The organism is Sorangium sp. So ce385, from assembly GCF_051474135.1.
GTDB lineage: Bacteria > Myxococcota_A > Polyangia > Polyangiales > Polyangiaceae > Sorangium > Sorangium cellulosum_D.
Genome location: NZ_CP150337.1, coordinates 3,729,489 through 3,740,991 on the forward strand (window position 1 = coordinate 3,729,489; position 11,503 = coordinate 3,740,991).

General features: G+C 72.6%; 10 protein-coding genes. 3 read left to right on the plus strand and 7 right to left on the minus strand.

Going from position 1 to position 11,503, the window contains the following annotated elements:
- The first annotated feature begins 191 nt into the window (after positions 1–191).
- Positions 192–620, plus strand: coding sequence for an alternative ribosome rescue aminoacyl-tRNA hydrolase ArfB (arfB, locus tag WME83_RS13945; protein ID WP_437319771.1), 429 nt, complete (start codon positions 192–194; stop codon positions 618–620).
- 6 nt (positions 621–626) lie between these two features.
- Here the strand turns inward: arfB and WME83_RS13950 are convergent, their stop codons facing one another.
- Together WME83_RS13950 and WME83_RS13955 are read right to left on the minus strand one after the other, a co-directional pair.
- Entirely contained in the window at positions 627–1,607 is a 981-nt protein-coding gene (locus tag WME83_RS13950) for a Uma2 family endonuclease (RefSeq protein ID WP_437319772.1), read from the minus strand.
- A gap of 61 nt (positions 1,608–1,668) precedes the next feature.
- On the minus strand, positions 1,669–2,178 hold the full coding sequence (locus WME83_RS13955) for an NUDIX hydrolase (protein WP_437319773.1): 510 nt from the start codon (positions 2,176–2,178) through the stop codon (positions 1,669–1,671).
- Between the two features lie 293 nt (positions 2,179–2,471).
- Here WME83_RS13955 and WME83_RS13960 point away from each other — a divergent pair, with 293 nt between their 5' ends.
- Positions 2,472–3,467, plus strand: coding sequence for an AraC family transcriptional regulator (locus WME83_RS13960; RefSeq protein ID WP_437319774.1), 996 nt, complete (start codon positions 2,472–2,474; stop codon positions 3,465–3,467).
- A 12-nt stretch (positions 3,468–3,479) separates the two neighbouring features.
- Here the strand turns inward: WME83_RS13960 and WME83_RS13965 are convergent, their stop codons facing one another.
- On the minus strand, positions 3,480–4,865 hold the full coding sequence (locus WME83_RS13965) for a lipase family protein (protein WP_437319775.1): 1,386 nt from the start codon (positions 4,863–4,865) through the stop codon (positions 3,480–3,482).
- Positions 4,866–5,431: 566 nt separating this feature from the next.
- Here WME83_RS13965 and WME83_RS13970 point away from each other — a divergent pair.
- Positions 5,432–6,400, plus strand: coding sequence for a hypothetical protein (locus WME83_RS13970; RefSeq protein ID WP_437319776.1), 969 nt, complete (start codon positions 5,432–5,434; stop codon positions 6,398–6,400).
- A gap of 6 nt (positions 6,401–6,406) precedes the next feature.
- Here WME83_RS13970 and WME83_RS13975 read toward each other — a convergent pair whose 3' ends face one another.
- From WME83_RS13975 to WME83_RS13990, 4 genes are all read right to left on the minus strand, one after another.
- Positions 6,407–7,231 carry a hypothetical protein gene (locus WME83_RS13975; RefSeq protein WP_437319777.1) on the minus strand — a complete coding sequence of 275 codons (825 nt, stop codon included), beginning with the start codon at positions 7,229–7,231 and terminating at the stop codon, positions 6,407–6,409.
- A 44-nt stretch (positions 7,232–7,275) separates the two neighbouring features.
- Positions 7,276–8,322: a nicotinamidase gene (locus tag WME83_RS13980; RefSeq protein ID WP_437319778.1), complete on the minus strand. Its 1,047-nt coding sequence runs from the start codon at positions 8,320–8,322 to the stop codon at positions 7,276–7,278.
- Between the two features lie 58 nt (positions 8,323–8,380).
- Positions 8,381–10,297 (minus strand): hypothetical protein, encoded by a 1,917-nt coding sequence (locus WME83_RS13985; RefSeq protein WP_437319779.1) that lies wholly within the window; start codon positions 10,295–10,297, stop codon positions 8,381–8,383.
- Positions 10,298–10,372: 75 nt separating this feature from the next.
- The gene (locus WME83_RS13990) at positions 10,373–11,236 is read right to left on the minus strand and encodes a protein phosphatase 2C domain-containing protein (RefSeq protein WP_437319780.1); all 864 of its coding nucleotides are present in this window, start codon (positions 11,234–11,236) and stop codon (positions 10,373–10,375) included.
- Positions 11,237–11,503 lie beyond the last annotated feature (267 nt).

Genomic DNA, 11,503 nt, shown 5'->3' on the forward strand with positions numbered 1-11,503 from the left:
CGACGCTCCGCGGGGAGCCGGCGCTCTCGCGGCGGCGAGCCGACACCCGCGGGGAGCCGACGCTCTCGCGGCGGGCAGCGACGCTCTCGCCGCCGACAGCCTGCGCTGCCCTCTCGCCGCGGGCCCGCGCGTGCTACGCGTCAGGTGCCCCGCGCGGCGCTCGCGCCTGCCGCAGGGAGGAGCGAGCCGCCGTGTCCCACCCCCTCGTCGTCAACGATGCGCTGACCGCCCCGGCCGCGCTCCTCAGCTGGAGCGCCGTGCGCGCGTCGGGGCCCGGCGGCCAGAACGTCAACAAGGTCGCCTCCAAGGTCGAGCTGCGCTTCGACTTCACCGCGTGGCCGGAGCTCGACGAGGGCGCCAAGGCGCGGCTGCGGGCGCTGGCGCGCGGCCGCCTCGACGCCGAAGGGCGGCTGCTCATCGTGAGCCAGTTGACGCGCGATCAGCAGCGCAACCTGGACGACGCGCGCGAGAAGCTGCGCGCGCTGATCCTGCGCGCGCTCGAGGTGCCGGCGCCGCGGAGGCCGACCCGGCCGACGCGGGCGTCGAGGGCGAGGCGGCTCGACGACAAGCGTCGCACGAGCGAGAAGAAGCTCGTGCGTCGCGGCGGGGGCGCCGACTGACGAGCGTCAGCGCTTGCGCCGGGAGCCTGCGACGACCTCGGCCGCCGTCGCCGCGGTGGCCGCGCGCTTGAGCCATCGACGCAGCTTGCTCGGGTCGTCGCAGCCGGCGATCGTGCGCGCCACCTTGGCCGGCACGGCGACCCCGCGCGCCTGCAGCACCGTGGTGATGGCCTCCTGCGCCATCCGGAGCTCGCCGAGCAGCGCGCCGCGCGCTTCTCCGCGCGCTTCTCCGCGCGCCTCGCCGAGCGCCACGCCGCGCGCCTCGCCGAGCGCCACGCCGCGCGCCTCGCCGAGCGCCACGCCGCGCGCTTCGCCGCGCGCCTCGCCGCGCGCCTCGCCCTCTGCGAGCGCCGCCTCGAGCGCGGGCACGCGCTTCTGGAGCAGCGCGCGGGCCACGGCGTCGTCCGAGGACGCGGCGTCGAGCAACGCCTGGAGCGGCAGCGGGCGCACGAGGCACGGGTCCTCGATGACCGCATCCTTCGGGAGCGTCCGCCAGCCATCGGTCTCGCGCGACCATTCGAGCACCCGATGCTGCTTCACCAGGATGCAGAACACCCGCCGCACGCCTCGATCGATCAGCCGGCGCGCCTTGCTGGTCGGAACGGCGAGGGCCTGCTTGTCGCTGACCTCGAAGGCCAGCTCCTCCAGCCGCCGGTGGCCCCCCCGGTCGGGCTTCTGCGCGAAGACGCTGGCGTCGGGCGCGTAATCGCTGCCCTCGTCGACCCGGGTGAGCATGTCGACGGCGCCCCGGTAGCCGGGGGCGACGTGGGCGCCGAGGACGTAGGTCAGATCGAAATGCTGCGTCGCATGCGGCGCGTCGGCCGGGGCGGCGAAGAGCTCGGCGCCGTCGAGGTACTCCACCCGCGTCTCGGGCGGGGCCAGCCGGTCGTCGACGCGCGGGCGCGCCCTGGACGAGGGCGCCTTCAGCGTGCGACCGGAGGCGTCTGCGCCGGGAGCCAGGAGGACGTGGTCGTGCCTGCTGCGCATGCGCTCCAGCATAGCCCAGCCGGCGCCCGGCAGGGCCCGCGACGCGGGAGGCGGGCGCGGATCAGGCGTTCGCCCTCAGACAGCCCAGCTCGTAAAGCCCCATCCACCCGACCTCCGGATCCGTGCAGGCGCCCTCCCTGAGCTGCGCGACGAAATCCTCGATCGGCTTCTCGATCACGTCGATGAACTCGGTCTCGTCGAGCGCCTGCGCCCCCCCGCGCACGCAGTCCACGGCCAGGAACGCGTGGCGCTCGATGGTCGAGTAGGCGCACTCCAGCGGGCGTCCGAGCGGCAGGAGCCGTCCGGCGACATACCCGGTCTCCTCGAGCAGCTCGCGCGCGGCCGCGTCCTCCGGGGTCTCGCCCGGCTCGACGCCGCCGCCGGGGAGCTCGTCGAGGATCCGATCGGGGCCAGGCCTGTACTGGCGCGCCAGGATCACCCGCCCCTCGCGGGAGATGGCGAGGACGCAGACGACCCGCCCCTCCTTCTTGAGCGAGAACGTGCGGATCTGCCCGTCCGGGAGCTCGAAGGTGACGTCCTCGATCCTCCGCCACGGCGAGTGCTGAATCACGCGCCGCTCCAACGCTCTCCACCGCATGACCGCCATCGGAAACCACCTCGGAGCCCCGCGCGCGCCGGCGCCGCCGCGAGGCGACGGGCGCGCGGAGGCCGCAGGAGGGGCACGGCTACCAGGCGTCGCCGCGGACAGCAAGGGGAGGGGGAGACCCGGAAAAAGCGAGTGGAGGGGGAGACCCGGAAAAGCAAATAGCGGGGGAGAGCTTCCGCGCGCCGGCCTCGCCCCGGCGCGACGGCGCGCCGTCGTGATGGCGGGCGCAAGATCGGATACGACAGGGAGCGAGCGCCATGGGCCCCACCGGCTGCATCAAGGCCATCCGACTCTGCGTCCTCACCGCGTCGCGCGCCGGCGTCGACCCGCGCGAGGCCCTCGCGGTCGCCGGCGTCGACCCCGCCCTGCTCGAGGATCCCACCGCCCGCGTCCCCCACGACACGGTCGTCCGCGCGTGGACCCGCGTCCCCGAGCTGGCGCGCGACCCGGCGTTCGGCCTGCACGCGGCCGAGCTGCTCGTCGGCCAGCTCTTCGACGTCGTCGATTTCGTCACCGACCAGTGCGCCACCGTGCGCGAGGCGATCGGCTGCATGCTGCGCTACCAGCGCCTGATCCACGACGCCTTGGACGTGCGGCTCACCGTGGACGGCGCGCGCGCCCGCGTCGCGCAGCGCTTCTCGTCCGCCGTCGCGCCGCCGCAGCTCTCGAGCTTCATCGTGGGCCTGTGGGTCCTGCGCGCCCGCGCCCTCACCGGCCTGTCCTTCACGCCGCACCGGATCACGCTCGCCCATCCCGCCCCGGCGGAGCGCGGCGAGTACGACCGCCTCCTCGCCGCGCCGCTCGCCTTCGGCGCGGACGAGAACGCGATCCTCTTCGACGCCGCGTTCCTCGACGCCCCCACGCTGCGGTCGGACCCGGCGCTCGGCGCGGTCCTCCGCCGGCACGCCGACGAGCTGCTCGCCCGCTTGCCGGCCGAGCCGGGCGTGCGGGGCGCCCTCGAGCGCCACCTCCTCGAGGCGCTCGGGCGCGGCGTCCCCGACGTCGCCGCCGCCGCGCGCGCCCTCGGCATGAGCGCGCGGACGCTGCAGCGGAGGCTCGGCGACGAGGGCGAGAGCTACAAGAGCGTCCTCGACGAGGCGCGCCGCAAGCTCGCGATCGCCCACATGCGCGAGCGGGGCCGCACCATCTCCGAGGTGGCGTTCCTGCTGGGCTTCTCCGAGGTGAGCGCCTTCTCGCGCGCCTTCCGCCGCTGGACCGGGCACAGCCCCGCCGCGTACCGCCGCTCCGCCTGACGGCGCGCTCGGTCAGTCGAACTCGGTCACCGAGTCCCTCCGCTGGGAAACGCGCAGGTAGGTGAGCGGCGAGTGGTCGGCCAGCGAGAAGCGCAGCTTGATCCAGTGGAGGAACGGCAGCTGCTCGATGACGAAGGCCGCAACCCCGAGCGCGAGGCCCAGGGTGGCGGACCAGGTCTGGTTCACCTTCCCGGCGTGCTCGCCCCAGCCGGCCCCGTTGGCGCGCAGCTCCTGGCCGAAATGCGAGAACGCCCCCGCCGAGATCGGCGGGAGCGACGGCACCACGTCCACCCCGTAGACATGACGGAACAGCCTGTCTCCGAAGCATCGGCCGAGCTTGTCGGCGAACACCTTGTTGCCGACCATCGGCTGCCCGAAGGTGTAGACGCCGCGCAGGCACCCCTGCAGCGCCTGGAGGTCCTCCACCGCGTCTTCCGGAGCCTCGTTGGCCATGAAGAGCTGCGACGCGGCGAGGACCGCCAGCGCGCCGCCCAGGCTGTGGCCGGTGATGTAGAGCGCCTTCAGCTCGGGCTTCTCTGCGCGCTTCGGCCCGGCCTCGCGCGCGCGCAGGTGTCCAGCAGCCGCGTGGGGCGCCAGGGCCGCCGACGGCGCGGACGAGGTGCTCTCGTCACACCCGGGCGTCGCGGGGGCGTCCTCCGGCCGTCCTCTGCCAGCGCTCTCCGGAGCGACCTTGTCCAGCAGCCGCTCCTTGGCGTCCTGCACGATGAGCTTCTTGACCGCGCGCACCTCCTCGAGGACCTTGTCGAGCCGCGCCTCGTCGACGCTGCGCACGAGCCCGTCGAGCGTCACCGAGCGGACGGCGGTCCTCTCGATCTCCCGCGAGAGCTCGTCGTCGACGCGGCGCCCGTGGAGGGCGCCCCTCAGCATCACCAGGAGGGGCGACCACACGGCCCGGGCGGCGCGGTAGAAGCCGCCATGCACCGTTCCCGCCGCGTGGAACGGCTCCGGCTTCACGGCCGCGTCCGTCAGCCAGGTGATCACGTTCCTCAGCCTCGTCCCTCGGAAGCAGAGGATCGCCAGCTGTTTGCACGGGCTCTGGACGAGGTATGCGCTTGTGTCGACGAAGAGCTCCTCGTTGGTGAGCGAGACCTCGACGCACGTCGCCCCCTGGAGGCCCCGGCGGCCCATGATCCTGGTGAAGGTGTCGATATCCGAGTACGCCCACGCCGACGCGGTGGCGAGGAGCTGCGCGGCCCGGCTGTCGTACTCCCCCGGCTTGCTCTTGAGCAGGTGCTCGACGATCCCGCGAGCGCTCGGGGCCTCCTGACCGTCCAGCATCGCCTGTTCTCCGGCGCTGCCCCGGGTCGCCGTGATGACCCGGGGTCGTCGAGGGACCGCGAACGGCACATCGCTGCTGTCCGCGCGGTCGGCGCTCACCGTCTCTGCGCGTCCAAGCTCGCGATCGATCTCGGGATTATCACGGTTCGTACAAGCGACCTGAAATCTCATGGCCACCCCCCCTCGTCTCTCCTGTTGATTGCCGGCTGTCGCGGCGTAGGCGCACGTCGCCACCCGTTTGCGCGATCGAGGCCCTCCGTCGATCCGCGCTCCGCGATCTGCGAGGCACGAGCGCGGCCCAGCAGCGGCGGAGGAGCGACGCCCACCGTACCACGGCCGCCCCGCGCGCGGTGAGTCGCAATCTGGCTACCGCGCGTCCACGGGTCGTGGTCAAGTTTGACCATGAAGGCGGGAAGAAAACATGAAGGATCTTCCCGCCTTCCTGCCTTCATGGGGACTCTCCCTGGGCAGAGTTGACCACGACCCGTCCACGACGCAAAGCTGCGCGGCGGGCGCATGCTCCCGGGACAGAACAACGGGACAGCGGGGTGGAGAGAGACCCTCCAGGCGCCGCTGCCTGCGCGCCGTCCTGGCGGCGCGCCCGGTCAACACATTGGCGCCGCCGGTCAAGGACGGGACGCGCCCCCGTCCTCATCCTCTCCGGCATGACCTACCTCATCCCGAGCCAAGAGCAGGCGCACGCGGGTCTGCGTGCCATCAAGGGCGTCCTCACCTCGGCCGGTCCCCTCGACGGGCCGCGGCGGGACGCGATCGCCGCGGTGCAGCGGCACCTCCTCCACACGGCGCACGACATCGACGCGCTCGCCCCGATCGCGCCCGAGGAGCTCGCGGCCGCCGTCCGCGAGCCCGCGCTCCGCGAGCAGCTCGTGAGCGGCCTCTGCGCGATGACCCTGTGCGGCGAGCGCATCGACGAGCGCGAGCTGCTCGAGGTCGAGCGCTTCGCCGCGGCGCTCGGGGCGCGGCCGCCCGCGGTCCGCCAGCTCCAGCGCCTGTACGAGAGGCGGCTGCTCCTCCTGCGCATCGACATCAGCCGCAACGCGCTGCTCGGCAAGAGCGTGCGGCGCATGCTCGACGAGGGCGGCGTCTACGGGCTCGCCAAGAACCTCGCGAGCTTCGCCGGCCTCCTGGAGAACGAGCCCGTGGCCGCGCGCTACCGCTCCCTCGAGGGGTACCCGGAGGGCACCCTCGGCAAGGCGCTCTTCACCTTCTATCGAGAGAACGGCTTCTCCTTTCCGGGCGAGAAGCGCGGCGTGCCCGAGGGCGTGCTCACCCACGATCTCAGCCACCTCCTCGCCGGCTACGGCACCGACCTCCGCAGCGAGGCGCTGACGATCGCCTTCCAGGCGGGGTATCGCCGCGAGAACCCGTTCGGCATCCTCGTGTTCCTGCTGGTCCAGCTCCAGCAAGGCATCCAGCTCACGGTGCTCGCGCCGTCGCAGCAGGGGATGCTGGCGACGCCGGGGCTCGCCGACGATCTCGTGCGCTCGTTCGTTCGAGGTACGAAGATGAACATCGACCTGATGGACGACTGGGATTTCTGGTCGGTCATGGACGTGGACGTCGAGGAGCTGCGCCGCCGTTACGGCGTCCTTCCCTGGGCGGCCGCGGCCTGACGCGGCTCACGCGCCGAAGCCGCCGGCGGCCGTCTTCGAGAACGACGCGCCGCCCTGACTGGCGCGCACCGCCGACTGCGAGAACAGCGCGAACGCCTTGCGGATGTCGGCCGCGTCGCTCTTCGGCGTCAGGATCCAGCGATCCTCGATCCCCATGTCGCGGAAGACGGCACGGAAGTCGGTGTTCTTGTCGTCGATGCCGATCGCCGCCACGATGTGGGACTCGGCGCGGCGCATGTCGCGGACGAGCGCGCACACGTCCTTGGCCTTGGCCCACGTCGATCCCGCGTCGGCGCCGTCCGAGATGATCAGCGTGACCGTGCGCGCCGGGACGCCGCTCAGCGCGAACTCCTGCGCCTTCGCGATCACCGTCCCCAGGAGCACCACCGTCTGGTCGTAGAGCGGCGTGCCGAGCTGGGGGTCGTAGTTCTTCGTATCCATCTTCACCGCCTGGGCGATCGGGCAATACGGATACAGCACGGTCCCGTTCAGGTAGCGGTTGTGCGCCAGGATGGAGTCGCGCTGCTTGGAGTCGGCGAGGGCGCTCACCACCAGGTTGTGCCCGTCCCGCACCGCCCGCGCGTTGCCGGCGAACTTGATGGATCCCGAGTCGTCGGGCATCACGGTGACCAGCACCACCTCCGACGACGCGACGTCGTCCACCTGCACGCCGAAGCCCGCCTGGATCTGCGCGCCCAGGTCGGTGATGTGCAGCGCCTGCATCGCCTCGGGCGAGAGCGCGCCCTCGTCCCGCGCGGCCTCGAACAGCTGCTCGATGTCGAGCGAGCCACCGCCATTCATCGTCTTACCGTCGTCTTTGCTCATGTTCATCGCCTCTCCTCTCTTCTTCGCTTCTCCGGGCGGCCAGCGCCGCGCTAGGCGAGCCAGCGCGCGATCGGGTCGGTGCTCTTCACGAGGTTCATCCCGGCGGCGGCGAACCGGCTCAGCGCCTTGTCCGCCTCGGCCGTGAAGTCGGCGACGAACCCCCCCTTGCCGTCGGGCACCGTGACCGGCGACATGCAGTCCGTCATCACGTAGATCTTCTTCGCGAGCGCGCGATCGGTGAGCGCGATCTCGGTCAGGATGTCCTCGATCGAGCTGCGCACGCAGTGGCTCGCCGCCTGGCCGGCGATGAGCACCGCGTCCGCGTGGAGCAGCGTCTTCAGGAAGAGCGTGCTCCGCTGCGCCAGCGGCTGGCCGTCGTGGCGCGTCAAGACCTCGGGCTGCATCACCGAGTAGTTCTCGGTGAGCGGGTTGCCGCCCTTGACCTCCACCCACGACTGCACCCCGCGCGCGAACGCGTGGAACATCCGCGCCTCGTGCACGACGCCCGCGAGCGCGTGGCCGTCGCTGCCGAGGATGCAGTGCGGCGGCCACAAGTACAGCTTGTATTTGCCCGCCTTCTCGAGCTCCTCGCAGTAGTACCGGACCTGCTTCATCAGCCACGGATAGCTCCCGCCGCAGAGCCACCTCGCCACGGCCGGGTTCGGCCGCACCTCCCCCGCGTCGATCTGCGCCGTCGTGATCTCGCGGTGCGCCGAGAGCGGCCGGTCCTCGCGATCCACCCAGAAGGACGGGAAGAAGATCTGGTACGCGAAATGGGTGTCCATCGTGACCGTGATGTTCGTGATGGACGCGAGGTTCTTGTAGATGAACTCGGCGATGCGGCGGCTGTCGTCGACCGCGCCCGTGCCGCTCCTGCCGGCGACGTAGAGCGACCCCTGCGGGAAGCAGAAGTCCTTCTGCACGTCGATGAGCAAGAGGTGCACGTTCCGCGCGTCCGCGGCCGACGGCTTGACGCCGTGCGCCTTCCGCCACGCGGCGGCGGCGCCGTGGAGCGCCGTCTCGTCGGGGTGGTAACCCCACCGCTCGGCGTTCCTCGGATCGTAGAAGGCGGGCAGCGGGAGCTCTGTGGTTGTCATGGTCTATCTCTCCTCTCGTGCGGCCCGCGGAGGCGGGCCGATCAGGTCAGCGTTGGATTCACGCAATACGAAGCAAAGTGATCGCCTGCGCGTCGACGACGAACAGGCCCTCTGGCCCGACGAGCAGCCGGGAAGCCTGGGTGACGAACGGCTCGGTGCCGGGGAACTGCCGCGTCTCGATGAGCGCTCCCCCTCGGACCTCGACGCGGACGACGCCGCCGTCGGTCGCCGAGAGCAGGAACCCGGACGCCGCGCACTTGCCCGTGAGCGCCCCGAGCCACGAGCCGTCGCCCGCCTCGCCGTCGGCGACCGCCTCGACCGCGCCGTCCTCGCCCACGACGATGCACCGGTGCACGGTCCGGCCTGCCTGCTCGGCCGCGAGGAAGAGCCACGCGCGCCCGCGGCCGGCCCGCGGCGCGGCCCCGTCGAACACGCACGTGGCCGAGGTGAGCTTGCCGCCGGGGAAAGGCAGCTTGACCGTGTCCTTGAGCCCCGGCCGCTCGGCGTCGAAGACGAACGCGATCGAGACGTTCCCGGCGCGGTAGAAGCCGAGCCCGAAGCGAGGACCGACCCAGAACACCGTTTGCCCGGCGAGGACATCGCCCATCGGGACGGCGCCCGCCTCGCCCGACAGCGCGGCGGCGCCCGGCCTGCCGCTGCGCAGGAGCTTGCCGCCGCAGGTCCAGTAGCGGGCGCGCTCGCTCACGCCGAAGGCGGGGCTCGTCCCCAGGCAATCCACCGGGATCCGCTCGGGCGCCGCCCCCGGCGAGAGCACCACGAGCTCGCCGCCGCGGCCGATCAGCGTCGCCCGCCCTTGCACCGCGAACCGCATCGCGGGGTGGGGCGCGCCGGACAGGACGACCGACCCGTCCTCCCGCAGGAATCGCCCGCCCTCGTGCACGAGATAAGCGAGCCCGCCCGGCCCGACGGAGGCGGCGAGGATCACCCCGCGCGTGCAGAGGAGCCGCGTCGCGAGCACCTCGCCGTGGACCACCGTCGACGCCTTGACGGCCGCCGGCGCCGCGCCCGCGCAGGTCGGGCAGGCAGGGCGCGCGTGCTCGACGCCGCACGACGCGCACCGCGTCCACGCGAGGTCGTCGAGCAGCCGGCGCGGGAAGACGCCGCGCTGATCCTCGACGAAGACGCGGTACAGCGCGTCGAGGAGATCGTCGGGCAGCACGCGGTACGGGATCGCCGGCTTCGGATACCGCACCTCGCGGTCGAACACGGTGATGCGGCGGAGCGGCCTCGCGCACTCGGGCACGCGCGCCGCCGCGGACCGCGGCCGGTAGACGCCGCCATAAGGCCCCACGCAGAGCAGGCTCTGCATGACCATCACGGCGAACGCGTACCAGTCGGAGTCCGGCGAATACGGCCTCCCCAGCGCCGGTCGGGGCAGGGAAGGGTCGCAGAGCAGCGGATCGACGAAGCGCTCGGTGAACACCTGGCAGAGGAACGGGCCGAACTGGAAGCTGTCGGCGTCGATGACGAACGCCTCGCCGCCGGCGACGAGGACGTTGAGATCGTTGAAGTCGCCGATCACCACGCCCCGGCCGTGGATCGCCTCCACGGTGCGGTGGAGCCCCGCGAGCACCTCGGAGACGGCGGCCGACGAGAGCCCGCCGTGGCGCATCGACGGCTCGCCGTACCGCAGGAGCGGCTCGGCGCCGCGCACGAGGCGCATGGCGTAGCCCACGATGCGCTTCTTCGATTTGTCGGTCGCGAGCGCGACGGGCGCGATCACCTGGGCGGGCAGCGCGACGGGGAAGGCGCGCAGCTTGTCCTGGTGGCGCTCGATGCGGTCCTGCGCGGCGCGCTGCTCGGCGTCCTGTCCGGCGTAATCCGGGTGATCGGGCGTCTTCCAGACCTTGAGCGCGCGGCCGTCGCCGAGGTCGAACACGTCGGCCTCTCCGCCCTTGCCGATCGAGGCCCGAGGGTCGAGCCGAACCCGCTTTGCACCGAGATAAACGTCCACCTTCGCCTCCTCCGGGCGTACCAAGAGCCTCGTTGTCCACCCCGCGACTCGCGCGAACTCGCGCAGGGCCGCGGGTCAATCGCGCGCGCTCTGCGCCCTCCGCACGACGACGAGCGTCGTGTCGTCGCGCAGCAGCCCGCCCTCGCGCTCCATCCGCTCTTCCTTCCACACGGGCCGCGTCACCGCGCGGTTGATGAGCGCGAGCCGCCGCCTCACCGCGTCCGGGTTGGCGAACATGCGGTCGTCCTCCCAGAACCTGGAGAGCGGGCCGACCGCGCCGCCGCCGCCCGGGATCCGCCGGGACGACGACTCCAGCAGATCGATCGCGCCGTCGGTGCCGAGCAGGGCAGTCCGGAGGGCGCTCGACGGGAAGGCGCGGTGCACGGTGAAGCGCGGCGCCTCGCCGCCCGGAGGGCGCTCGAGCAGGCCGTACGCGAGGTACGGGGGCTCGTTCCGCGGGAAAGGGCCGAGCCGCAGGAGCTCGTCGCCGAGGGCGATCAGGCCGTCGCCGAGGGAGAACGCGCACGCCCTGTCCCCGGAGACGGCGAGGCCGACCACGGTGAAGAGGAAGTAGGTCGACACGACCTCGGCGAGGCTCCCGCCCATGCCGGCTGCCATCGTCCTGAGCGGTGCGAGCGCCCCGCGCCGGACCTCTTCCCACGTCTCCGGCGACTCGAGATCTGCGCCCCGCCGGAGCGCGCCGAGGACCTGCTCGGTCACGAGCCGCGCCCCGAGCGCCGCGCCGACCTCGCTGCGCGCGCCGCTGCCGCAGCCGTCGCAGACCACCGCCGCAAGGCAGCCGCCCTCGGCCCGGAAGGCATAGGCGTCCTGGTTGGGCCGCCCCACCGCGAGGTGGTCCGTCCCCGTCACGGTGCCGCCGGCGATCTCGAGGCGTGGTCCCGCCCCCAGGTCAGCAAAGAAAGCGGCCTCGCGAGACATGAACATCCCTTCTGCGCCCGGCGAGGGCGCGCTGAGAGCCCGAGCGCGAGCGACGCTTCCGGGCGCGCGGCCGCGGAGACCCGCTCGCGATCGAAGGCGAGCGCCGACGTGTCGCCCGCGGCTCCGCGAGCGCCGGCCGGGAGCTCGGCCCTTCGTGTGACTGATACACGAAGCATGGTGTCGTTTGGACACTATGTCAACCCCCGGGCGCGCCAGCCTGCTCGCCCTCGCGGTCCCGTGGGTTTCAGGGCATGGAAGGGTGCGCGA